This is a genomic window from Mycoplasma wenyonii str. Massachusetts (assembly GCF_000277795.1).
In the GTDB taxonomy this organism is placed as follows: Bacteria; Bacillota_I; Bacilli_A; order Mycoplasmatales; family Mycoplasmoidaceae; genus Eperythrozoon_A; species Eperythrozoon_A wenyonii.
The window spans coordinates 322,247-345,425 of record NC_018149.1 but is presented as its reverse complement, the minus strand read 5'-3'; the positions used below and the strand labels follow the sequence as shown (position 1 = coordinate 345,425).

The 23,179-nt window shown below is 34.2% G+C and carries 32 protein-coding genes, 1 tRNA gene and 1 other RNA gene; 11 read left to right on the top strand and 23 right to left on the bottom strand.

Going from position 1 to position 23,179, the window contains the following annotated elements; genetic code table 4:
- Positions 1–7: 7 nt before the first annotated feature.
- The 10 genes from WEN_RS01760 to rpsJ are packed head-to-tail and all read right to left on the bottom strand — an operon-like array spanning position 8 to position 5,284.
- Positions 8–232 carry a hypothetical protein gene (locus WEN_RS01760; protein ID WP_014849846.1) on the bottom strand — a complete coding sequence of 75 codons (225 nt, stop codon included), beginning with the start codon at positions 230–232 and terminating at the stop codon, positions 8–10.
- 1 nt (position 233) lies between these two features.
- A complete protein-coding gene (gene rpsC / locus WEN_RS01755) occupies positions 234–959 on the bottom strand; it encodes a 30S ribosomal protein S3 (RefSeq protein ID WP_014849845.1) in 726 nt (241 codons plus the stop codon).
- A 2-nt stretch (positions 960–961) separates the two neighbouring features.
- Complete coding sequence (locus WEN_RS01750; RefSeq protein ID WP_014849844.1) at positions 962–1,426, bottom strand: uL22m family ribosomal protein; 465 nt, start codon at positions 1,424–1,426, stop codon at positions 962–964.
- A gap of 2 nt (positions 1,427–1,428) precedes the next feature.
- Positions 1,429–1,701: a 30S ribosomal protein S19 gene (gene rpsS, locus WEN_RS01745; protein WP_014849843.1), complete on the bottom strand. Its 273-nt coding sequence runs from the start codon at positions 1,699–1,701 to the stop codon at positions 1,429–1,431.
- A complete protein-coding gene (rplB, locus tag WEN_RS01740) occupies positions 1,701–2,552 on the bottom strand; it encodes a 50S ribosomal protein L2 (RefSeq protein WP_014849842.1) in 852 nt (283 codons plus the stop codon). Before rplB ends, rpsS begins: the two co-directional genes overlap by 1 nt.
- 4 nt (positions 2,553–2,556) lie before the next feature.
- A complete protein-coding gene (locus WEN_RS01735) occupies positions 2,557–2,997 on the bottom strand; it encodes a hypothetical protein (RefSeq protein WP_014849841.1) in 441 nt (146 codons plus the stop codon).
- Between the two features lie 19 nt (positions 2,998–3,016).
- Positions 3,017–3,589, bottom strand: a complete 573-nt coding sequence (rplW, locus tag WEN_RS01730; protein WP_014849840.1) for a 50S ribosomal protein L23 — start codon at positions 3,587–3,589, stop codon at positions 3,017–3,019.
- Entirely contained in the window at positions 3,580–4,269 is a 690-nt protein-coding gene (rplD, locus tag WEN_RS01725) for a 50S ribosomal protein L4 (protein WP_014849839.1), read from the bottom strand. Before rplD ends, rplW begins: the two co-directional genes overlap by 10 nt.
- Complete coding sequence (gene rplC / locus WEN_RS01720) at positions 4,269–4,958, bottom strand: 50S ribosomal protein L3 (RefSeq protein WP_014849838.1); 690 nt, start codon at positions 4,956–4,958, stop codon at positions 4,269–4,271. Before rplC ends, rplD begins: the two co-directional genes overlap by 1 nt.
- A gap of 11 nt (positions 4,959–4,969) precedes the next feature.
- A complete protein-coding gene (rpsJ, locus tag WEN_RS01715; protein WP_014849837.1) occupies positions 4,970–5,284 on the bottom strand; it encodes a 30S ribosomal protein S10 in 315 nt (104 codons plus the stop codon).
- Between the two features lie 26 nt (positions 5,285–5,310).
- On the opposite strand from rpsJ, the gene WEN_RS01710 reads away from it, so the two are divergent.
- Positions 5,311–5,384, top strand: a tRNA-Thr gene (locus WEN_RS01710).
- 28 nt (positions 5,385–5,412) lie between these two features.
- Here the strand turns inward: WEN_RS01710 and rplL are convergent.
- Together rplL and rplJ are read right to left on the bottom strand one after the other, a co-directional pair.
- The gene (gene rplL / locus WEN_RS01705; RefSeq protein ID WP_014849836.1) at positions 5,413–5,823 is read right to left on the bottom strand and encodes a 50S ribosomal protein L7/L12; all 411 of its coding nucleotides are present in this window, start codon (positions 5,821–5,823) and stop codon (positions 5,413–5,415) included.
- 31 nt (positions 5,824–5,854) lie between these two features.
- Positions 5,855–6,340 carry a 50S ribosomal protein L10 gene (rplJ, locus tag WEN_RS01700; protein WP_014849835.1) on the bottom strand — a complete coding sequence of 162 codons (486 nt, stop codon included), beginning with the start codon at positions 6,338–6,340 and terminating at the stop codon, positions 5,855–5,857.
- Positions 6,341–6,402: 62 nt separating this feature from the next.
- On the opposite strand from rplJ, the gene rnpB reads away from it, so the two are divergent.
- An RNA gene (gene rnpB, locus WEN_RS03640) (RNase P RNA component class B) lies at positions 6,403–6,788 on the top strand.
- Positions 6,789–6,839: 51 nt separating this feature from the next.
- Here the strand turns inward: rnpB and WEN_RS01695 are convergent.
- The 10 genes from WEN_RS01695 to lon all read right to left on the bottom strand — a co-directional run bounded on the left by WEN_RS01695 (position 6,840) and on the right by lon (position 15,772).
- A complete protein-coding gene (locus WEN_RS01695; RefSeq protein ID WP_014849834.1) occupies positions 6,840–7,367 on the bottom strand; it encodes a hypothetical protein in 528 nt (175 codons plus the stop codon).
- Positions 7,368–8,197: 830 nt separating this feature from the next.
- Positions 8,198–8,368, bottom strand: a complete 171-nt coding sequence (locus WEN_RS03860) for a hypothetical protein (protein ID WP_158308821.1) — start codon at positions 8,366–8,368, stop codon at positions 8,198–8,200.
- Positions 8,369–8,872: 504 nt separating this feature from the next.
- On the bottom strand, positions 8,873–9,478 hold the full coding sequence (locus WEN_RS01690; protein ID WP_014849833.1) for a hypothetical protein: 606 nt from the start codon (positions 9,476–9,478) through the stop codon (positions 8,873–8,875).
- Between the two features lie 40 nt (positions 9,479–9,518).
- Positions 9,519–10,133 carry a hypothetical protein gene (locus tag WEN_RS01685; protein ID WP_014849832.1) on the bottom strand — a complete coding sequence of 205 codons (615 nt, stop codon included), beginning with the start codon at positions 10,131–10,133 and terminating at the stop codon, positions 9,519–9,521.
- A 25-nt stretch (positions 10,134–10,158) separates the two neighbouring features.
- Complete coding sequence (locus WEN_RS01680; RefSeq protein WP_014849831.1) at positions 10,159–10,410, bottom strand: hypothetical protein; 252 nt, start codon at positions 10,408–10,410, stop codon at positions 10,159–10,161.
- A 363-nt stretch (positions 10,411–10,773) separates the two neighbouring features.
- Positions 10,774–11,394 (bottom strand): hypothetical protein, encoded by a 621-nt coding sequence (locus WEN_RS01675; protein WP_014849830.1) that lies wholly within the window; start codon positions 11,392–11,394, stop codon positions 10,774–10,776.
- 56 nt (positions 11,395–11,450) lie between these two features.
- Positions 11,451–12,041 carry a hypothetical protein gene (locus tag WEN_RS01670; RefSeq protein WP_014849829.1) on the bottom strand — a complete coding sequence of 197 codons (591 nt, stop codon included), beginning with the start codon at positions 12,039–12,041 and terminating at the stop codon, positions 11,451–11,453.
- Between the two features lie 88 nt (positions 12,042–12,129).
- Complete coding sequence (locus tag WEN_RS01665; RefSeq protein WP_014849828.1) at positions 12,130–12,735, bottom strand: hypothetical protein; 606 nt, start codon at positions 12,733–12,735, stop codon at positions 12,130–12,132.
- Between the two features lie 25 nt (positions 12,736–12,760).
- Positions 12,761–13,084 carry a hypothetical protein gene (locus WEN_RS01660; protein WP_014849827.1) on the bottom strand — a complete coding sequence of 108 codons (324 nt, stop codon included), beginning with the start codon at positions 13,082–13,084 and terminating at the stop codon, positions 12,761–12,763.
- A gap of 285 nt (positions 13,085–13,369) precedes the next feature.
- Positions 13,370–15,772, bottom strand: coding sequence for an endopeptidase La (gene lon / locus WEN_RS01655; protein ID WP_014849826.1), 2,403 nt, complete (start codon positions 15,770–15,772; stop codon positions 13,370–13,372).
- A gap of 249 nt (positions 15,773–16,021) precedes the next feature.
- Here lon and rpsI point away from each other — a divergent pair, with 249 nt between their 5' ends.
- The 9 genes from rpsI to WEN_RS01610 all read left to right on the top strand — a co-directional run bounded on the left by rpsI (position 16,022) and on the right by WEN_RS01610 (position 22,496).
- Complete coding sequence (gene rpsI, locus WEN_RS01650) at positions 16,022–16,465, top strand: 30S ribosomal protein S9 (RefSeq protein ID WP_014849825.1); 444 nt, start codon at positions 16,022–16,024, stop codon at positions 16,463–16,465.
- Entirely contained in the window at positions 16,465–17,286 is an 822-nt protein-coding gene (locus WEN_RS01645; RefSeq protein WP_014849824.1) for an aldo/keto reductase, read from the top strand. Before rpsI ends, WEN_RS01645 begins: the two co-directional genes overlap by 1 nt.
- A 16-nt stretch (positions 17,287–17,302) precedes the next feature.
- The gene (rplU, locus tag WEN_RS01640; protein ID WP_043911316.1) at positions 17,303–17,623 is read left to right on the top strand and encodes a 50S ribosomal protein L21; all 321 of its coding nucleotides are present in this window, start codon (positions 17,303–17,305) and stop codon (positions 17,621–17,623) included.
- A 20-nt stretch (positions 17,624–17,643) separates the two neighbouring features.
- On the top strand, positions 17,644–18,120 hold the full coding sequence (locus tag WEN_RS01635) for a division/cell wall cluster transcriptional repressor MraZ (protein WP_014849822.1): 477 nt from the start codon (positions 17,644–17,646) through the stop codon (positions 18,118–18,120).
- Positions 18,121–18,175: 55 nt separating this feature from the next.
- Positions 18,176–19,111 carry a 16S rRNA (cytosine(1402)-N(4))-methyltransferase RsmH gene (gene rsmH / locus WEN_RS01630; RefSeq protein ID WP_014849821.1) on the top strand — a complete coding sequence of 312 codons (936 nt, stop codon included), beginning with the start codon at positions 18,176–18,178 and terminating at the stop codon, positions 19,109–19,111.
- Between the two features lie 60 nt (positions 19,112–19,171).
- On the top strand, positions 19,172–19,819 hold the full coding sequence (locus WEN_RS01625) for a restriction endonuclease PLD domain-containing protein (RefSeq protein ID WP_052304249.1): 648 nt from the start codon (positions 19,172–19,174) through the stop codon (positions 19,817–19,819).
- Positions 19,820–19,821: 2 nt separating this feature from the next.
- A complete protein-coding gene (locus WEN_RS01620; protein WP_043911313.1) occupies positions 19,822–20,385 on the top strand; it encodes a hypothetical protein in 564 nt (187 codons plus the stop codon).
- Between the two features lie 551 nt (positions 20,386–20,936).
- Positions 20,937–21,692 (top strand): hypothetical protein, encoded by a 756-nt coding sequence (locus tag WEN_RS01615; RefSeq protein ID WP_014849820.1) that lies wholly within the window; start codon positions 20,937–20,939, stop codon positions 21,690–21,692.
- 105 nt (positions 21,693–21,797) lie between these two features.
- Positions 21,798–22,496, top strand: coding sequence for a hypothetical protein (locus tag WEN_RS01610; protein WP_014849819.1), 699 nt, complete (start codon positions 21,798–21,800; stop codon positions 22,494–22,496).
- Between the two features lie 48 nt (positions 22,497–22,544).
- On the opposite strand, the gene WEN_RS01605 is transcribed toward WEN_RS01610, so the two are convergent.
- Positions 22,545–23,114 (bottom strand): hypothetical protein, encoded by a 570-nt coding sequence (locus tag WEN_RS01605; protein ID WP_014849818.1) that lies wholly within the window; start codon positions 23,112–23,114, stop codon positions 22,545–22,547.
- Positions 23,115–23,179: the final 65 nt, after the last annotated feature.

Genomic DNA, 23,179 nt, shown 5'->3' with positions numbered 1-23,179 from the left:
AGACAATCTAAGTTAGTTTATATTTTCCAGCATTAATTTCTTCAAACAAGTCATCTACAACATCTGTAGTTCCTGCAGGTCAGTACTCTCTCCCTTCCATCATAGCCTCTACTTCTTCAAGAGTGAAACTCCAACCATACTCTTCTAATCTATCCTTTATTGCTCTTCTTAGTTGAGAGTGTTCCTTATCCCCTTTCTGAATCAATCTATAACCATCATCTGAGCTAAACATCTTAATTTCCCTGAGAAATTAGATATCTACCAGTTTCATCTCTATATACTCTTACTTTTTCTGGCATAGGAGTAAAGTAATTTCCGAAGTATAGCCCTCTATTAATTCATACCTTAACTCCTAGTACTCCGTAAGTAGTTCTAGCTATCTTATAGTAGTACTCTATATTAGCTCTTAGAGTAGAACAAGGTATTTCTCCCTCTGTACAACTCTCAGATCTAGCCATATCAGCCCCATTAATTCTCCCAGAGATTTTAATTCTGATACCTCTAGCCCCAGAGAACATAGCTTTCTTAATAGTTCTCTTCATAGTTAATCTAATAGGAGCTCTGTCTTCTAGTTGTTCAACTACTTCATTCGCAATAACTATTGCACTAACTCCGGGATTCTTTAACTCTAAGAACTCTAGTATGATCTCTCACTTTCTATAAGTTAGTTTTCTCAGTAATCTCTCTAGTCTTTCCTTTTCTTCTGGTAGGTTATAGAGTCCTATTTCTATTAAGTGAGCTGTGACTCTTATAGTTCAAACTCCATTTGGATCTATAAATCTATCTATCTCTACTTGAGCTAGTACTCCATCTCTGCATTCTTTTTCTATGAACTTCCTTATCTTTTCATCTTCTAGTATTCACTTAGCTGCACTCTTTTTATCTGGAGCATTTCATCTAGAGTTTCAGTTCTTATTGAAACCTAGTCTTACTGAGTTTGGATTACACTTTTGACCCATAGCTAAATACCTCCTTTTTCTTCTTCCTTCATATACTCTTCTATCTTTTTAGTACTTAATTCAGCTCCCTCTTTTACTTTAGCTGAAGAGACTTTATCCTTCTTAGGAGTCTTACTCTTTCCTTTAGTTTCTTCTACTAAGGTTACAGAGAGATTAGTTAGTCTTCGAACTCTTAAGTCTGTTCTTCCCTTTGCTCTATAAAAGGTTCTCTTTAACATAGTACCTTTAGTGGCAGTACATTCTTCTACTCTAAGACTATCTCCACTCATAGCAAAGTTATTAACTGCATTAGCAGCAGCTTCTAGTAATAACTTAAATAGCATCTTTGTAACCTTTTGCTTATCTATAGAGTGAAGTATCTTATAGGCTTCTGCTAAAGGTTTTCTATGTATTAGTCTGCAAACATGTATTGCCTTAGAAGGAGAAACTCTTAGATTTCTATGTCTGACTTTTACTTGTTGTTGCATAACTATTTCTTAGTCTTAGCTAGAGTGTGTTGTTTAAAGACTCTAGTGGGCGCAAACTCTCCTAATTTATGTCCCAACATATATTCATTGCATTGAACTGGTACAAAGTTTCTACCATTGTGAACTAAGAAAGTAAGAGATAGAAACTCTGGATAGATAGCACTATTTCTTGATCAAGTCTTAATTGCTTTCTTTTTTTCTTGTTGTTGCATCTTAATAGCTTTCTTAAGTAAGCTAGGAGAAACATATAACCCTTTCTTAGAGCTTCTACTCATTATTTCTTAGCATTTCTAGACTGAACAATAAATCTATTAGAGTATCTCTTTTTTGATCTAGTCTTAACTCCTAAGTGTCTCTTTCCCCAAGGAGTTCTAGGAGCATCTCTACCAATAGAACATCTTCCTTCTCCTCCCCCATGTATGTGATCATTAGGGTTCATTGCTACACCTCTAACAGTCGGTCTAACTCCTAGCTTTCTATTAGAACCTGCTTTTCCTAGTCTTACTAAGTTGTGATCAATAGCTGAGAGTTGTCCAAGAGTAGCTCTTGCTTCATTAATAACCTTTCTTATTTCCTTAGAAGGTAACTTAATAATGGTATATTTACCAGTTAAGTCTTTTCCTAGTATTTGAGCTTGAGCTCCTGCAGATCTAACCATCTTACCCCCTTCTCCGGGTTTTATCTCTACATTGTGTACCATCATACCTTCAGGGATTATACCTATAGGCATAGAGTCTCCTATCTTTAAGCTAGTTCTACTATTGCTAGATAGAACTCTATCCCCTTCTTTAATACCTTCTGGAGCTAATATATATCTCTTTTCTCCATCTGCATAGTGAACTAAAGAGATAAAGCAAGTTCTATTGGGATCATACTCAACTGTAGCTACTCTACCTAATATATCTAACTTATCTCTCTTTAGATCTATGATTCTGTACTTTCTTTTGTTCTCTCCCCCTCTGTGTCTTACAGTAATCTTTCCTGTATTATTTCTTCCTCCATGTTTCTTTAGTGGAGTTAATAAAGGTTTATATGGCTTATAGTTTGGAGTTAAACACTTGTTGTAGTCAATAGTTAAGATAACTCTTTTTCCTGAGCTTCTTGGAATTGTTTGCTTGATGGGCATTTTATTATTTTGCTTCCTTTTTTAATGCCTCAACTAAGTGTTTGTAGCAGTTTTCTAGATTGTTTATATTTACTCGACCTTGACTATCAGATGACACACTTTCTGCGTTCGCTTCAAATGCTGGCTCAAAGAAACCAAATCCACAGTAGTCGTTATCTTTCTTCTTTAAAAATTCTTTTCATTGTTGTTTTAGTCTTTCAAGCACCTGCCCTTTAACATATTTGGTTTCTTTCGGTTCCTCTCCATCTGACTCTTCATCTTGCTTAAATTCCTTTACATTCATAAAGTCACAGGTCTCTTGACTTAGTAAGCAAGTCTCTCCAAAACCTATTGTTTCGTTCTTTTCTTTAACAAGAGCTGGCGCAGGTAATTGAGTTGCAATTAAATAGGGACCAGAACCAATAGAGCCTCCAAGCAGTAAAGAAGAAACTATTTTCTTAATCATTTCTTAGTTAGTTTAAGAATTATTCTTTAGGCTCTTCTGCCTTCTCTTCAACTACTGGTTGTTCTTCTTCAATCTTTTCTTCTTTGATTTCCTCAACAACAGTTTCTTCTTTGTCCTCTACCTTGATTTCTTCTTCTACTATTGTTTCAGTTTCCCCTTCAGTCTTAACTTCTTCAACAGATTCTTCCACTACTTCTTTAATTTCTTCTTGAACATCAACACTCTTAGGTTCTGAAGATTGAGCTTCAGCTTCCTTCATAGCCTCCTCCAGTTCTTTTTCTAGTAATTCTGTATCTCCCTCTAGTGATCTCTTTAGATTCAAGAAGTCCTCTCTTAAGAGTGATACATAAGCTATCTTCTTAGCTTTAGTAAAGTTCTTTCTACTCTTTTGAGTCATTCTTGCAGGCTTAGGCTTCTTTACTAAGGTATTAACTGCTAAAGCTTTTACTCCAAAGAAAGATTGAAAGGCTTTCTTAATCATTACCTTATTAGCCTTTCTATCTACTAAGAAAGTCAAAACAAACTTATTAGTAGAGGGAGAACCTCTCTTCTTATTTAGATAGGGTTCTCTTATTACGTCTATTAACTCCATTTGGAGAGATAGTTTTCTCTAAAAGATTGAAATCCATCACTGCTAAAAGCTATTAGATCAGCTTTCATTAGTTGTCTAATAGATAAAGCAGAGACTCTTGCAACCTCTAAGTTATTAATATTTCTAGCTCCTAGAGCTAGTTGTTCTGTTTTATCTTTAACTAATAACAATAACTTTTTAGACTTAAATTTCTCTATCTTTTTAGAAGTACCTACTGAGGAGAAAAATGAATAAACAATCTTTGTTTTATTTTCTGGATGGCTCTCTAATTTCTTTTCTGAGATAGCTATTACCTTACTGTTGTTGAATGCATCTGTTCAACAAGATCTAACAGCTAAAGCTTTAACTCTTTTATTTACCTTTTTGTAGTGGTTGACATTATTTCTAGGTCCAAAGGTGGTACCACCACCTACAAACTGTGGATTTCTTCTAGAACCTTGTCTAGCTCTACCAGTATGTTTTTGTCTATAAGGTTTCTTACCGCCACCAGAGACTTCCCCTTTAGTCTTGGTGTGTGGTCTAGCTAATCTACTGGAAGAGGCTTCACTTACAACTGTTTGAAAGATTGCATCTGGATAGTAGAACTCTGCACTTCAAGTAGATACAAGTTCTGAAAGAGCAAGTGATTGATCTACTGAACCATCCAGTAGATAGATATCAACTGAGGGAGTTGTAGACATTATTTAGTGTTCTTAACTAATAGCTTCTCTGGAACTATAGCTTTTGCTTTGTGTAGAGATCTAACTCTCACTAAAGATTTCTTTCTTCCGGGTATAGATCCTTTAATAGCTATTAGAGATTTCTCTGTATCTATATAGAGAATTCTTAGATTTCTTATAGTGCAAGTTTCATTACCCATATGTCCTGACATCTTCTTTCCTTTTCACACTTTTTGCGGAGATCTACCTCCTCTCCCTGTTTCTAGAGATCCTTGGAATCTGTGGGGATAACCTGCTCCGTGAGTCTTTGGGCTAGTGGCAAAGTTCCATCTCTTAATTGCTCCAGTGAAACCCATACCTCTAGAAATTCCCTGTACCTTAATCTTTTCTCCCTCTTGAAAAAGATTTTGGAACTCTACAAACTCTCCTACCTTATATTCTTTTTCTCCATCTCACTTAAGTTCAGTAATCTTTCTTCTTAGTGGAAGAGAGTGTTTTGTGAATTGACCCTGTACTGGTTTAATTAACTTTTTAGCTGGACACTCTTCTCCTACTCCAACTACTAAAGAGTTGTATCCGAATTTATCTTTAGTCTTTATCTCTAAAACCTGTAAAGCTACAGGTTTTAAGAAAGTTACAGGTAAGTTACTTCCAGACTCACTAAAGATACTACTCATCCCAATCTTTTGACATATAACTTCTCTGTACATTGTCTATTCAACTAACTACTAATTAAAGAGAGTCTTAAGTCTAGAGAGGCTGGAAGACTCATTCTTTGAAAGTAAGAGAATAGTCTATTGTCATACTCAGAGATCAAAATAAGTCTTCTGTGTTCTTTCTTTTGAAAGTGTTCCATAGAAGGCTTATTAACGTGTGGAGACTTTAAGACTGTATACAACTTAGTCTTAGTAGGTAAAGGAATAGGACCTTTAATAGTAGAGTCATACTTTAAAGCTAACTCTACTATCTTCTTTACTCATTGATCTAATAGTCTGTAGTCAAAAGAGATTAGTTTGATCTTTAGAGTAGTAGGCATAAAGTATTATTGAAATTGGTAGCTAAGCCGGATTAGTTTAGTGGTAAAACGGCTCAATGGTAATGAGCTGAGAAGTGTTCGATTCACTTATTCGGCACCAATATATCTCTTGTAAGACTCTTAAAGAACTAGGATGGCAATTTAAATTCCACACTAGCCCCCACAGCTTCAAACTTAGCTTTTAGTTCATCAAATTGTGAAGCAGGAATATCTGCTTTCACTAATCCAGGTGCACTATCAACTATCTTCTTAGCTTCCATTAGTCCTAAAGCGGTTAACTCTCTAACTAACTTAATAACTCCAATCTTGTTACCTCCTGCAGAAACTAAGTGTAGGTCTTTATTTACATCTGCTTTGTCTTCAGCTGAATCATCTGACTTAGCAGTTGCTGGTCCTGCAGAGAAATTAGCTGCACTAACCTTAAATTCACTTTCTAGACCTCTAATTAATTCATTTAGTTCTAATACAGTAAACCCCTTAATTTGTTCTATTAAGTTTTGAGTTTTTTCAGTTAGATTAGACTTACTTTCTTCTGACATACAAATAAAAAGTTAATACTGAAAATAAATTTTATTGTTTCTCGGAGATACTCTTCAATAAGAATAACAAAGAAAGTATAGGAGAAAGCAGTAAATAGGCTAATTTAGCATATGCATCTTCTTTCTCTGATCAAGAAGGAAGATACTCTTTTTGTTCTTCAGTTAGTAGTTGCTTATCACAATAAACAACTCCTATTTTTAGTAACTTGTATTTCCTAACTAACTCTCCAAATAGCTTTAAAGGAGCAATCTTCTCTGAATTAACTATTAAGACTAGATTCTGTCCACTTAACTTAATAGGAGAGTCAACAACAGTACTAAGTGCTCTTCTTAGTACATTATTGGAGACAAACTTAATCTCTCCATCAAACTTCTTTACCTCTTTTCTTAGTCAGTGGGAAGATTTGACTCCTAGTGTGCTGTAGTTAAGACTTGCAAAGGAGTTAGAAGACTTTAACTTTTGAGAAAGCTCTTTTACTTGCTCAGACTTAATAGAGTGATATTTTCTAACACTCATGGTTTAAATATTTATGGGATACTGAGGGTTAACCTTAACCCTTTATATAGATATTTGAGTGAAGTGGTAGGTAGCTTCTTAACTAACTATCTTATTGTAGTTTAGTTAAGTGAGAGGAAAGTCCATGCTTGCATAGTCTGAGATGACTGTAGTGTTTGTGTAAGTACATAAAAAATAAAACTTAACGGCTAGTAATAGACTAGTTGATGGCGGAGAACCTTTCTAAATAAGTGAATAACTTACAAGAGTAATTCTCTGTAAAGTGCCACAGAGACGAGCTCTATAGAAATATAGAGTGTGAAACGAGGCAAACCCCTCAAGCAAGAAACCTAAATATTGGTAAGGGAACTTGAGCTAAGGAAGTGAACGAAGCTTAGGAATCAAATTGATTAGATTAATTACCTACTTTTATCTAACTCTAGATAAAAACAGAACATGGCTTATTATTTTGCTCAATTATCTTGGGTTGGAGTTAGCTCTTTAGTATCCTAACTATTTATTAAAGAAATACTTTTGGAATAAAGTCATCTCTTCAACTAAGTCCTACATCTCCTCCAATCTTTATTGAACATGGTTTTCTGCTATCATTCGTATCACAGTTTTCTAAAGTAAGTGGGATGTTTTTTAGTTCTTTCGATACACCTTTAGAGGAGCTTGATGAAATTGCTTGTGCTTGTCCTTCTGTAACTTTAAAGACGAGAGGTTTGCAAGTAAGAGTCTCGTATAAGCTACTGCTACTATCTGTTCCTACTTCTAGCCTGCTGTTTCCGCTGGGATCAAAAACTGTTAATTTATATGTTTTTTGATTTGAGGTACTAATGTCACTTAAATTAATTAGGCCGGCTGCCCCTTCTCTTGTGTTTTCGTCGCCTCAAAATTCTATTTGCTGACTATCTCGTAAATGACTTACACCATTTTTGAGTTTCAGATAAATAGATATCTCTGAACCAGAAGCTCTACAGGTAAATAAAGGAAAAGTTGGATTAGTGCTTACTCTTCAAATATCCCGAGTATCCCCCCCCCGCAAGAGAAGATAGAGAGACTAAGCCACCTATTCCCGCTGTACTGGCTAATCCAAGAAATAATTTAGGAATCAACATATTATCTAACTATTTACTTGAATTCTAGAAAAATAAGCATATATTTAAAGTTTTCAGTTGTTATATAGTTACTAATTCTTGTAAGTATTAATTAAATTTTTTTGCTATCTAATACTCTAAAGAATTACTTTTGGTTTAAAGTCATCTGCCCATTCCAAGCCAACTTGATCACCAACCTTTATTGAGCATTCTTTTTTGTTATCTTTTGAGCAACCTTCTTCTAAAGTAAGTGAAATATCTTTTAGTTCTTTTAATATACCTTGAGAGGCGCTTCCATGAATTGTTGTTGCTCGCCCTTCTATAACTTTAAAAACATTAGTATCGCATCAAAGAGTCTCGCCTAAGCCACTACTGCCATCTCCCCCTACTTCTAACTGACTTTTTCCACGAGATTTAAAAACTGTTAATTTATATGTTTTTTGGCTTGAAGGGCTAGTCTCACTTAAGTTGATTGGGCCGATTTTTCCATCACCTCAAAATTCTACCTGCTTATTGTCTTGTAATTGACCTATGCCTTCCTTAAGTTTTAGGGAAACAGATATTTTAGAACCAGAGAGGCTACAAGTAAATAGTGGAAAAGATGTTTGAGAATTTACTCTTCAGACATTGCGGGCGTCGCCCCCCCCGCAATAGAAGATAGTGAGACTACACCCCCAATCCCTGCCGAACCAACTAATCCAAGAAATAATTTAGGAATCAACATATTATCTAACTATTTACTTGAATTCTAGAAAAGTACTATATATCTCTTTTTGGGTTAAATAATTACTTTTGGTTGGAAATCATCTTTTCACTTAAGTCCAACATCACTACCGATATTTATAGAACATTCTTTTCTGCCGTTTTTATCGCAATCATTTAGATTCATTTTGATTTGATCAAAATTCTTTGATCAGGATGTAGAATTGCTACCCGAAACTCGACTCATTTCTCCTGTAACTTTAAAAACATTGGTACTACATCAGATTACCGTGCCATAGTCGCTACTATTCTCTTTTACTTCTAAATTACTGCTTCCCGAAGAAAAAACACTTAATTTGTATTTTTTTGTATTTGAAGATCCAGCAACTCTTGAGCTTATTGTTTGTTCTTCTGAGTTATTTTCGCGCCCAACAAGGATAATCTCGCCGTTATTCGATAACTTGAGCGGACTTTCTTTATTTTTTAATTCCAGTGAAATTCAAACCTTTACTGAACCTTGCTTACAGGTAAATAAAGGAAAAGTTGGATTAGTGCTTACTCTTCAAATATCCCGAGTATCCCCCCCGCGACGGAAGATAATGAGACCAAACCACTTATTCCGGTTACGCTAACTAATCCAAGAAATAATTTAGGAATCAACATATTATCTAACTATTTACTTGAATTCTAGAGAAGTCTAAATATATATTTAGTGCTTATGGGCTGTAATTCAGTAACTAATTCTCTGCAACTAAATAATCACCTTTGGCTTAAAGTCATCTCTTCAGCTAAACCCGGAACTCCCTTCGATTTTTATTGAACACTCTTGCTTTTTGCCTTCTCCTCGCGGAGCACAACTTTCAAGAGTTAAAGAGATACTTTCAAATGTTTTAGGAGAATTGTTAGAGGAGTCGGAAGTGTCAGATGTTACTTTAAAGGAGGTAGGGTAACATCAAAGATCTGTACCATATTTTTTATTAATTTCAAAATTATCTGTTGTTAATTTGCCATTACCACTTCCGTCCTTAAAAACAGTTAATTTGTATGGTTGTGTGTTGTCTGCACCTGAAGAACTACCATATAAACTAATTTCTTCGCCGGTGTATTTTTCGCTACCGTGGAATTTTATTTTCTTACCATTTGTGGGTGGAGTCAATGGAGTTTCTTCAAATTTCAGGGAAATTAATATCTGACTTTTGTAGTTACTACAAGAAAACAGGGGGAAAGGGGAGTTTGAAGAGTCTACTTTTCAAACTGTTGGATCGCCCCCCCCAGACACAGAAGAAGACACAGAAACTACACCGCCTATTCCTACTGCACTAGCAAGTCCAGTAAAAAGTACTCTTGCAACTAGCATAAATTATTGGAAACTTATTTCTCTATTCTAAATAAGCTTTCTATCTACCGCTTGCTTTACTAAAAGTTAGTTGTTTTTCTAATTCAGGGTTTCATTGAAGTCCAACATCTGAATTAATAGTTATTTTGCAACCTTCATTGGTAAGATCATCATTGCAATCTTTTGCTTCTAATGTAATCTTTGAAACACTATTAGTTCATTCTGTTCCACTCGTATATGTTGGTTTAGTAACTCTCCATTTATTGCCTTCACAAGGCGCATCATGTTGACTATATAAATGTCCTTCAGCTCCAGATAATGTTTCTAATTTTGTTGCACCAGTGGAATATACTTGCAACTGTCAAAATTTATCGTAGTTGTTTGACCCTACCAGTTCATTCCAATCAAGCTCTTTATTGTTTTTAAAATCTCAACCCCTTAAATAAAGTCTCTCTTTCTTCTTTTTTGTCGCCCCCTCTTCTTTTTTAAAAGCTAGTCCGAGTTGATAATGATTGCCTCCACCTCTACAGGTAAATAAAGGAAAGACATCGTTCTCTCCTATTTCTCAAAAAGAGATTGGCTTAAGAGAATTGTTTATTACAGGCATAGAGGCAGAGTAAATACAACTGCCTATTAATCCAGCAGTACCTGCAAAAAGTAACTTTAGACCTAACAAAAGAAATTTAAATAATTCACAATAGTTAAATAATTACTTTTGGTTTAAAGTCATTTTTTCACTCTAGATCAACTCCACTTCCGATATTTATAGAACATTCTTTCCTTCCACTTTTATCCTCACAGCCAACTAAAGAAAGTGAAATTGCCTTAAATTCTTTTTCTCATTGCTGTTCGCCTCCATAATCTTGAAATTTGGTTACATGAAAAACATTTCTATCGCAAATAAGATTTCCACCATATTTGTGGCTATATTCTCAATTTCCTGTTTCATCCAACCTAACTGTTCCTGTTCCAAAAATAGTTAATCTAAATGGCGCTACTCCAGCTTGGTCATCATCATGTAAACTAATCTCTTCTTTGCTATTTTCGTTATGGCCCTTAAAAACAATTTCTTTTCTCTCGCTTAAATCATGTGTATTTTCCTTAAAAGCTAAAGAAACCTTTATATTATGACTATTGTTTGAACAAGTGAATAAAGGAAAAGAATCTTTAGATTTAACTATTCAAACTGTTGGATCGCCCCCCCCGCTATAAGAGAAGATAGAGGAACTAAACCACCTATTCCTACTGAACTAGCAATTCCAGTAAAAAGTACTCTTGCTATGAACATTATTTTTCAATTTTAGGTGTATTAATTACTAAATTCGAGAAGAGCAAAAGATTTCTTTAGGCTTTAATGGTACCCCTCACTTTAACTTAACTCCTTCTTTAATTTGAATTTCGCAACTCTCTCCGACTATTCCCTTTTCACAACCCTTTAACTCAAACTCTATATTCTTAATTGCTTTTTCTCATAATATTCCCGTTCTATCTCAAGAGCTGTCTTTCTCAGTAACTTGCAATTCACCTAGATTGCAATAAGCATCTTCAGAGCCATACAAATTTCCTTCCGCCCCAGTAAGTGTTGAGATCTTTATTTTGTCGCTGAACACTTGAAGTTGTCATTGATAGTTTGGAGTTCCTTCTATCTTTTCTTGAAAGTTCATTTTTTCACCTTTCTTGACATCATAACCTTCTAAGAATACTTTGTGTTCAGGTTTTCCTGAAGATTGAGGAGTACTTTTTAATACCAAATAAAAACGATACTTTTCTTGTTTGTTGTGTGAACAGCTAAATAATGGATATTCATATTCAACTGTTTTTGTTAAGTTCTCTTGATCCTTAAGAAAAGTACATCCTTTTTTGGAAGAAAGGGCTACAGCTCCACTTAATGCAACTCCAAGAGTAAATAAAGAAGCGAGCTTAAATCCTACAAGCATTTTTTTAACCTTTGGATTTTATGAGCTACTGTAACTGTTATTGGAGCTCTCTGCAACTAAATAATTACTTTTGGTTTAAAGTCATTTGCTCACTCCAAGCCAACTTGATCACCAATCTTTATTGAACACCCTCTTCTTCCATTTCCATCGCAATCACTTAGAGTCAGCTTGATTTGATCAAATCCATTCTCTCATGCCTGAGAAATTCCTGATGTTATTGTCTCTTTTGTAACTTTAAAAACATTGGTATCACACCAGAGAGTCTCACTTAAGCTACTGCCTCTATCTGTTTTTACTTCTAACTTGCTTCTTCCAGATGTTTTAAAAATAGTTAACTTATATTCTTTTAAATTTGTAGTTGCAGAACTACTTAAATTAACTGAATTTATTGTTTCTCCTTCTGCGTTTCCGTCGCCTCAAAATTCTACCTGCTTATTGTCTTGTAATTGACCTATGCCTTCCTTAAGTTTTAGGGAAACAGATATTTTAGAACCAGAGAGGCTACAAGTAAATAGTGGAAAAGATGTTTGAGAATTTACTCTTCAGATATTGCGATCGTCTCCCCCCCCTGCAATCGAAGACAAGGAGACTAAACCACCTATTCCCGCTGTACTGGCTAATCCAAGAAATAATTTAGGAATCAACATCCCTATTTAACTGTTTATTTGAATTCTAGAAAAGTACTATATATCTTTAGTGTTTGTGGACTTTAATTCAGTAACTGCTTCTCTGAAATTAAATAATTGCTTTTGGTGTAAATTCTGTTTTTCACTTCAATCCAACTTGATCTCCAATATTTATTAGACATTCTTTGCTTCCATCTTTATCAACACAATCACCTAAAGTAAGTGCGATATCTTTGAATTCTTTTTCCCATTGCTTATCGCTAAGTTCATGCCCGTAATTTCCGTTGTACTTGGTAACTTCAAAAATATTTGGTTTACAAGACAGCCCACTTGAGGGAAGTTGATAGCTATCCATTCCTGATCCTGCGTCAACCAACTTTACAGTACCTGTTCCATAAATGATTAATTTAACGGGAGCTAAATTTGCTTGTTCTGTGTCATATAGACCAAATGATTTTCGTTGAATCTCATCATAGCCTTCAAAAATAATCTTTTTATTATTTGTTCCTGCGGAATTGTTTTCGAACTTTAAAGAAATCTTTATCTTATGACTACCGCTATCGCTTGAACAAGTAAATAAAGGAAAAGAATCTCTAGAATTAACTATTCAGGCTGTTGGATCATCTCCCTTCGCCGTAAGAGAAGATAATGGCACCAGACTACCTATCCCTACTGAACTTGCTAAACCAAGGAAAAAAACCTTTGGAATAAGCATATCTACCTGTAACGATTAATTTGAACTAAATAATTACTCTTGGCTTAAATTCTTCTTTTCACTTAAGACCAACATCTCCTCCAAACACAATAGAACATTCTTGTCTTCCATTTTTACTGTCACATTGACCTAAAGTCAAATTGATTTTTTCAAATCCTTTTGATCATTGTTTATCTTCCCCAAAATTTTGGTTGTAAGTTTCAACCTTAAACACATTTCCTTCACAATAAAGATCTCCGCCATATTTGTAACTGTCCATTCCCGATCCTGCTTCAGTTAACTTGCTTGTGCCAGATTGAAAAATGATTAATTCAAATGGTGATAATCCAGCAAAATCTCTATCATACAACTCAACTGATCTTTTATTCTTTTCGTCATATCCCTTAAAAACAATTTCTTTTCCAGTTGTTAAATTGTTTTTGCCGCCCTTGGGAGTTAAAGAGATCTTTATATTATGACTATTGTTTGAACAAGTGAATAAAGGAAAAGAATCTCTAGAATTAACTATTCAGGCTGTTGGATCGCCCCCCCCACAAGAGAAGATAGAGGAACTAAACCACCTATTCCTACTGAACTAGCAATTCCAGTAAAAAGTACTCTTGCAATGAACATTGTTTTCTAATATTCTAAAAACCTATTTATTAGAAAACAATTCCTTATATAACTCTGAATAATGTCTTATAGGTTTTAGTCGGATCTTACTTAGTATCTCTTCTGGAATATCTTCTAGATGTCTTTCACTTTCTTTTGGATAAAAGATAGTATCCACTCCCCCTCTAACAGCAGAGATAACTTTTTCCTTAAGCCCTCCTATTGGTAATACCTTACCTCTAAGAGTCATCTCCCCAGTCATAGCTATATTGCTTGGAATAGGTACCTTTCTAAAGGCAGACAAAATAGCTGTAGTAATGGTAATACCTGCTGAAGGACCATCTTTTGGAACTCCTCCAGTTGGTACATGTAAGTTGATATCTATATCAGATCACTTAGTGTCTCCTAACTTAAATTCACTTTCATTGGCTTTTATGTAAGAGAGTGCAACACTAGCGGATTCTTTCATAGTATCTCTTAGATTTCCAGTAAGTATTAAGTTACCTTTTCCAGAGTAGTAATTAATTTCTACAGGAAGAAGATCTCCCCCATATTCTGTATAGGCCATTCCATTAACCACTCCAGGTATTGAGAGTTCGTCCTTAACTGTGTGTTCATATTTTTCCTTTGAAAGATACTCTCTAACTACCTCAACTTCAACCTTCAATTCCTTTAACTCTTTATCTAACTCTTGTCTTTGAATGAACTTTCTAGCTATTTGAGATAAACACTGTCTTAGATTTCTAACTCCAGCCTCTCTTGTATATCTCTGAATGATGTAGGTAATTGCTTCATCTGAGAAGATAAGCTCCTCTTCCTTTAATCCATGTTCTTCTAATACCTCATTAATTAGTCCATTCTTTGCAATAGCTAATTTCTCTTTTTCTGTGTAGGAGGTTAGTCTAATAATCTCTAATCTATCTAACAAAGCCTCAGGGATATTATCTTCATAGTTAGCTGTAGCTATGAACATAATCTTTGAGAGATCTACCTCTTCTTCTATGTAGTTATCTACAAACTTATCGTTTTGCTTAGGATCTAATACCTCTAGTAAGGCTGATAGAGGATCTCCATGTCCACTACTTACTATCTTGTCTATCTCATCAAGTATTAATACAGGATTATTTACCTTTGCTTGCTTTAATCCCTTAATAATTCTTCCAGGCATAGCTCCAATATAAGTTTTTCTGTGACCTCTTATCTCAGCTTCATCACTTAAACCTCCTAGTGAGATCTTTACACACTCTCTCTTAAGTCCTTTAGCTATAGATTGAGCTAAAGAGGTCTTACCTACTCCTGGAGGTCCAGATAAGCAAATAATTGTTCCATGAAGATTCTTAGTTTTCTTCTGTACAGCCACAAACTCTAATATTCTCTCTTTAGCTTTATCTAATCCATAGTGGTTCTTATCCAATTCTTTTTGAACTTTTGAGATAACCTTTTGGTCTTTAGAGCTCTTATCTCAAGGAAGAGAGATTAGTCAAGTTAAGTAAGTGTGAGTAATCAAACTTTCATTGGAGGAAATAACACTTGAATACTCTAATTTCTTTATCTCTTCCTTTACTCTCTCTTTAATGTGTTCTGGGGCTTTCTCTTTCTTTAATCAATCTCTGAACTTTTGTAGCTCTCCATCTCTAGAGATACCTTCTCCTAACTCTTCCTTAATAACCTTTATTCTCTCTCTAAGATAGAACTCTCTCTGTTGCTTAGAGATATTTCTATTTACCTTCTTAGAGATAGAGCTATTAATTTCATCTTTCTCTGCCTCTGATAAATATTCATAATCTAGCATCAGAGTTATTCTTCTGGAAACACTTAACTCTTCTAGTCACTTTTGCTTAATCTCTACTCCATCTCTTTCTCCTTGTGGTCAAAAACTACATAATTTATCTATTAACTTACAACAGGAGTCTTTATTAGATCCTTCTGTTTTTTCTGCTGTAAATAGTTGTTTGATCTCTTCGTAATCACTTCCTTTTACATCAAACAGCTCTTCAAAGTACTTAAATAGTTGTTCTATATCTGATTTGTTTTTCAGGAAAGAGGTATTTCTTTCCTTAAGTAATTCATAGTTAGCAAATCACATAGAACCAAGTATTTCATATCCTGTTTTTCTGGTGATCTTTGGGTGATCAATCTTTACTCTTTGAAGCCCCTCTACCTTAACTGTTAAAGAACCATCTTTGTGTTCTTTAAGCACACTAACCTTTGAAAGTGTTCCAACTCTATATAGATCTACTGGTAAGGGGAAATCAATATCATAGTCTTTTTGTGCTAGTATTATTAGCTCTCCCTTACATTCAGAGAGTGAATACTTAATAGAAGCTAGAGAACATTCTCTACCAACCTCAATAACACTCTTGGTAAAGGGGAATACTACTAGATTTCTAGAAATTAAAAGTGGTAAGGCATTGTTGAATGCTTGTAGATTGGAACTATCAGTCATTAACAGCTGTCTTGTAAGAACTTTCTACTCATTTTAGCAGATTAAGGCTTTGATTGCTAAAAATCTAAGCAGAAATTGTGAACACTCAGTGCTCCTTTAAAATTAAGGAACAAAAGACAAAATTTTAAGTTTAATTCTGAAAAATAAAATTAAAAGTGGTGTTCTGTTTATTTAATTAGTGACTTTTTGCTTGTCACAATTGAAAAACTAAGTTTAATCGATTGAAAATAAAATAAATCTTTCTCTCTAATGAATACAGAAGTTAGAGCATTCTCTAAGAGAAAAAAGAGTAGAGTAAATATTATTCTCACTCAATTACCTAAATCAGAAAGCAAACAAGAACATGAATTACTTATATATACCAAGAGAGATGGAGAATACAAGATAAGTAGTCCTGTGGATTACTTTAAAAATGAATACCTTACTCCTATTCTCTTAAGTCCTTTCTCATTCCTTCCTGCTAGATTACTAGGAGAAAAGTATTCTGTAAAGGCATTTCCTAAGGGTGGAGGGAATAGTGCACAAGCTCAAGCTATTGTATTAGCTATTGCTAGAGCTCTATTAAAGTACTATCCTGAAATGAGAAGCTCTCTTAAGAAAGCAAAGTTACTAACTCAAGATCACAGAGTTAAGGAAAGAAAGAAAATAGGTAAATACAAAGCTAGAAGATCTCCTCAATTCACTAAGAGATAATGTCTGCAAATACCAAATACACTCCAAAGGTTGGTTTTGGTACTGAGTCTCTGAGAATTATTGAGATATTAGCTCCTTATCTAAAAGCTGCTAATGAACACAACTATGACTTTGTGGACTGCGGTTGAAAGTATGGTAATGAAGCTATTATTGGGCTAGCACTTAAGAGTCTAAAAAGATCAGAAAGTAAGTTTGAATTTATTCCCTACTTTCAATCTAAGGTTTGACCTTCTCAATTCACTGGAGGAATTATTAAATCTCTTAAGTTCTCTTTAAGCAAAATAGGTGCAGACACTATTATGCATACTTATTTCCTACACAGACCTTCTAATAATATGGAGCAGAACCTATCTGCTTACAAACAACTAGTTTCCTGTAAGAATAACTCTTTAACCAAGAGAATAGGGTTGTGTAACTTTGATAAAGATATGATTGTTTGGTTTCACCAACAAACTGGGGTATTGCCAGATGTTGTTCAATATGAGTGTTCTGTGAACAATATGAGATGAGACAGAATTCACTATTGTAAAGAAAACAATATTGAGTTACATGGACACACTCCTTTTGGTAACTATGCTAAGAATGAAAAGAATACTGTATTACTAGATATGGCGAAAAAGTATGAAGTCTCTCTTAAGACCTTATTAGCTGCTTATCTAGTGAATCATGAGATCACTCCTATTGTTGTTCCTAGCTCTGAAGAAGAAATAGGAGAGCTAATTAAAGCTAGAGACATTAAATTAGATAAGAAAGACTTAGAGACTCTAGATAAATTGAATGAATATGATAGTCAGACATCTGAGTCATTTGTGTTTGAATAATCTTTAACCTTAAATAATGAGTAAGAAAATGGAATTATGTTTTGAGATTAAGAACAAACAATATCTTTGTAATATAGGAGATAAGATAGTGTCTGATTTTCTTAGAGATACTAATGTAGGTGATGAACTTAGTTTCTCTAATGTATTACTCTATAAAAAGAAAATAGGGAAGCCTTATATTCCTAACTTAGAAGTTAAATGTAAGGTAATAAAACAAATTAAAAATAAGAAGTTACACATCTTGCATTTAATTTCTCAGAAGAGACATAGAAAGAGAATGGGATTCAGAGCAAAACATACTTTACTTGAGATTACTGAAGTAAAGAAACTTTCTTAGTTCTTTAAATAAAAGTATCTATGTTACTCAAAAAAGAAGACAAGGCGGTTCCAACTAAAGGTAATCCAATCTATAGATATTTCTTTTCTGGTACCTTCGTAGAAAGAATTGATGACAAGAATAGAGTAACTATCCCTTTAGCTTGAAGACACTTACTGGGAGATAGAGTAATTATTACTAAGAATGAAGTGGGTTGTTTGGTTATGTGAACTCCAGGTTTCTTTCAGTGATTTTCTAGTAATAGAGTAGAGAATTGCGCCACTGAGAAAGAAAGACAAATAGTTAAGAGATTATTTATTGGAGCTGCAAGAACTTTTGAAATAGACCCAAAATCCAGAATAACTATCTCAGAAGATTTGCTATCTATGTTAGCTCTAAAGGATCAATTCCTATATCTTGTAGGTACTGGAGACTATATAGAGATTTGATCTAAGAGATTATTTGAGAGTTGAAAGGCAAAGCAAATGCCTAAGGATACAAAACCAGAGGAGCTTTAGTTAAGTCTTTATTTCCTACTCCTTCAGGAGTGGGAATGAGACTACCTTAGAGAGATTGACTGAAAAGGAGGTTGTTCACTTTCCTGTCTTAAAGGAAGAGGTTTTAACTCACTGAGTAAGTTCTAAGTCAGGGTTCTATATAGACTGTACTTTTGGGCAAGGAGGTCACTCAAAGGCTTTATTGGAATTACTTGACTCTAAAGGCTCTTTACTAGGAATTGATATAGATCCTAGTTGTGTTGAATGCGGTTCAGAACTAGAAGGGAGAGACTCTAGATTCAAGTTTGAGAATATTAACTACAGCTCTCTGTATAGTTATTGAGTAAAAAATAAACTTCCTAAAGTCTCTGGAATACTCTTAGATCTAGGATTTTCAACTGCACAACTACAAGATCCTAGTAGATCTTTTAGCTATAATTCCACCTCCTCTTCTTTAGAGCTCAGATATGGTCTAGATGGAAAGAGTGTCTATGAAATACTAAATGAATATCCAGAACACAAACTCAACTGAATATTCAAACACTACGGGAATCTCAGAGAATCTAAAGATTTAGCTCAAGCAATACTCAAAGAGAGAAAGAAAGAGCCTATTACTAATATCGAACAATTAAAGGCAATTATTACTAATAACAGGCTCTTTCAGAAAACTAGATATAACAAGAACCAAATTAAGTTACTCTTTCAAGCTTTGAGAATAGAAGCTAATAATGAGTTAGATAACTTAAAGCAAACTCTAGAAAAAGTAAAGGATATTCTAGAGGTAGGTGGAAAACTCCTCATTATTACCTTTCAATCTCTAGAGGATGAACTGATAGAAGACTGAAAGAGAAAGTATTCTTATCCAATTAAGATTCCTGACTTAGGGGAGACTATCCCTCCCTTATTTCAATTACATCCAGACTCTCCAATTCTTCCTAGTAGAGAGGAAATAGAACTTAACTGAGCCTCTAGAAGTTCTAAGTTATGAGTCTTTACTAAGTTGAGGGAATAACTAAAAATTCATCTTTTTTCCATTTTTCACTAATAAAAGGGGTGAGAAAGTTATTAATTTATGAGATTGGGAAAAGGAGAAGAGTTGGAAGAGAATTTTCTTGTCACACAAATTCCTCCTTTACTTCCTGAAAAAGGAGAAAAGACAGTCAATGATTGCTTTAAAGAAGAGATCAAAAAAGCAGATAGGGTTGAAATATTTGTTGCTTATTGTTCCGGAGATTCCATCACAGAAATAAATGAATGAGTAGAGTCCGGGGATATTAAAAGTATTTGTTTAATTCTGGGAGTGTACTTCTTTATTGGATTCCGAAAATCGCTGTATACATTGGTTATACAAATTCACACAAAGTGACAAAAGATGGGGTTGGGGGAAATAAGGCTGGTGGATTTTTTTCCACATCACGGAAAACTTTATTGTTTTTATAAAGATGGGAAAATCTTTTCTTCAATAATAGGTTCAGCTAACTTAAGTTTTTTAATTACAAAGAAAATGAAAAAACCTAGACAATATGAAATTGGGCAACTAACTAAAGAGCCCCGTTTACTAAGAAATCATAAAAACCACATAAAACAGCTGCAGTCAGATAGGTTATCAAAAACTGTATCTTTTTTAGAGAGATATAAAATTGTCAACACCATCGAGGAAATGAACCGAGAGGGAAAGAAAGTTACAAAAACTAAAATTACCTACACAAAAAATTACTAGAGATGATAAATCTTGAGGAACTAGAAAAATCTGAGATTTTAAGAACTATTACTATTCCTTTAGTTGTCCCAACAGAACAAGAAATGGCTGACAACGCTAATTTAGATTTATCCTTCTCACCTCTAAATGCTTGTTACAGCAAACCAATCATTAATGAAAAGACTGGAAAAAAACAAAGTTGATGGGAAGTGAAATTTACCATAGAGGGAGAAAAAAATTTGCCCTCTAGAAAAAATTGGTTTTATTTAGTTGCTGGTGAAGGACGATTAGAAAAAGCTTGCTTTTCAGGAAGAGGAAAGAAAGTTAAGTGGCTAAATACTTTTACAAATGAAATCGTGATAGGCAATTGAATCAAAGATATACTAGCTGGATGAGACTTAATAGAAGAATTTTGATATCCATATGAAGATACAAGAAAAACTGGAGTAATTACTAAAGAAATGTTAGAGATCTACGGCAGAGAAGAAATATATCTTAAGAAAACTGCTAAGAAACTCAAAGATGAAAAAGGGATTGAAAGAGATGTGTGAATAGTTTCTTTTCCTTGCTATCTTTTTGATCCTTAGATAGATATTTCCAGTATCTGTAACTTTTCCAATTCTTCTAAATAAGCTAATTACTTCTAATTCAATCTCGAGATAGAGATTGGAAAGTTTGAAAAACTCAAATAATTAATGTTTGTTATTTAACTTTCTTTTCTTCACTTATTTAGTTTTTTCACCTATATACACTTAAAATCCTTAGAAATTATCACAGATTATTTTCCTTTCTAAGGGTTGTTCAGAGCTCTAACTTTAGGTAAAGGATTAATTACTTTAGGTAGTCTAGGCGGCCCTTCTTTCTTATTTAGTTCTAATTACTTAACGCTCGGGGGGGGCAGTCAGATAGATTAATAGAAGTAACAAATAACGAAGTAGGGACTAACTGACAAACAGGTTACATTTCTCCAGTTTTCAATTCCAGATGATTATCCAATGCATTTGACAAACCAACTAATTATTCATATGGTTATGTAGCAAGAGCGAAAGAAACAAACTACTTCGATCACACAGAAAAAAGCAAGAGAGTAAAGAGAAACTTAAAAGATGCAGAAGGAGAGCTTAGATTAGTTGAACAAGTGGGAGATAGACAATTTTCAAAAGAGACTGATACGCAATCACGTAATGGTTTAACTCCCAAAAAATTCCTTTTAATGGGAGTCAATGTAAACACTAAAGATGTTGAAGTTACAGGTCTAGTTTCTTTAGTGAAAGATAAGCATAGGGGAATAAAAGCTAAATGCACAGACGATCATGGTCCAACCACAATACAAAATGGTTACTGTGACGATAAAGTTTTTTTTAAGGAGTTTGAATCTTTAGAGAATCAACCGGGCCTTATTGAAACTGAATTAAAAAACAAAGAAGATAAACGAGTTGCAGTTTTAGGTTTTGAAAGAGGTCTGACATTAACTGCTACTTTCGGAAAAAGACAAATAAATGATGGCAAAAATGTAACCAAATTATCGAGAAGTGCTCCAATAAAAGTGTGAAATAGTAAAACAAGCAAACATGAAAATCTTTACACTGGGAAACCCAGAAGTGACAACAGACCTTATGTGGTAGTTCATGATTTTATGTTTATGAATGGAACGTTAAAGAGTAAGTGAGAAGAGATGGCAAACAAAGGTAAAAATTTCAAAAGCTTAATAGAGTTAGGGGCGACCAATCAAGGCAAGGAATCAAAAGTCCCTCTAAACAAGAACAGACAATACTATCTCTGAGATCCTAGCTATACAGAGATAAAAGAGGGGACATTAAAGACTAAAGAAGGTCACAAACTACCTTGAAATGTGAGCTTCTCTCTTCCCTACACTATCAGCCTAATTAAGTAACAACTACTTTAATCTTTCTAAATTTCCTTATCAATTAATCTACATTTCTTTCCCTTTCTCTCTCGTTTATTCTTAAATAGATATATTTAATAAGTAGTTTCCATAATGTCTGTAGGTATTCTGGCTTTAAAAGTTGGGGTGGTTGCGACAGTTACTGGAGTTTCTGTAGCTACTCCAATTCTTCTGAAGAGAAGTTCTGGGGTTTCTTCTGAGCCAGTTACAAGTAATGTTGTTTCTGATACTGGTTCTGAGAGAGAGGGTGCAGGGGTTCAAAGAGTGCAAGCTACTGAAGAAACTTTAAGTCGATCTTCTTCATTGACAGGTGAAACCTCTAATCCTTCTGTAGTAGTAACTGAAAGTTTTGATAAAAAGTGCTTTATTATTCCTGCGAGATCCAGTGATGGTGTTGAATTATTAACTTGCTATGAAGACAAAAAAATTAGAGAAGATGCTGACTCTAATGAAGAGGAATATGACAGTATCTTTCATATATATGACAAAAGCAAACCAAGTAATCCTGTAGAGATAGATAAAAGTCTTTTGTGAAATCCGACAGCTAAACAGCTTACTGCCAGCTTAACTCAAAAATCTGATTACTCATCTGAATATACCTTTACAGCTACTGGGGATGAATGGGGTGGAATTTCAAATGATTCGATAAATTTATTAACTCCGAGGGAATGTGCAGTCTTTCAAGTGGGCTCTGATACTTCAAAATATGTACTCACTTGCGGAAATGATTCTTCTGCTGATGAGACCAAGGGGATTCCTTTAACCGCTTGACAAAAAGGTTTCAGTAAATAGTTAGTTATTCTAGGAACTTAATTAGTTAAAAGAAGTCTTAAAGGTTCGTTATTTTTTTGAATTATTTAAAACTCTTAAGAATGCTTTTGGATTTGAATTTTTAGAGGAAGTCTTACAAGTAATTTCTTTGCTTTCTCCGTCTTCTACATTACCTCATTCAACTTGACAATTTTGTTTCAAGCTAAATCCACTGTAATTATTTCAAGTTGCTAGATATGCTCTATAAGTTTCCTTTGTTTTTTGAGTGTTGTTATTAAAGAGAGTGAATGTAACTTTTCCCGCGGAATCTATGGAATAAACAAGCTCATCTACTTCCTTATGAGGTATTTCTTTTAAGTCATATAGATAAAACACAGCTTGGCTTGAATTCTTATCAACCGGACAAACAATTAATTTTGCTTTTGCGCCTTCTCCCTCTCTTGAGACGCCATCAGAGTCAATGGCAGTCAACTCTTGTTGAAACTCTCTACAGAATTTTTCGTAATCGCTTATAGAAGAATACTTAATTGTTTCAGATGTGCTTGAAGTAGATAAAATTGTTGGGACAGCCACAACAGTAGATGCCGCTCCAGCCACTAAAATACCAGCACCTAATTTAGCTAAAGTGGTTACTAGCACTTATTTTTTAGTAACTTCTCTGCTACACAGGTTTTCATCATAAGAAAACTCCAAGAAAGATCCAT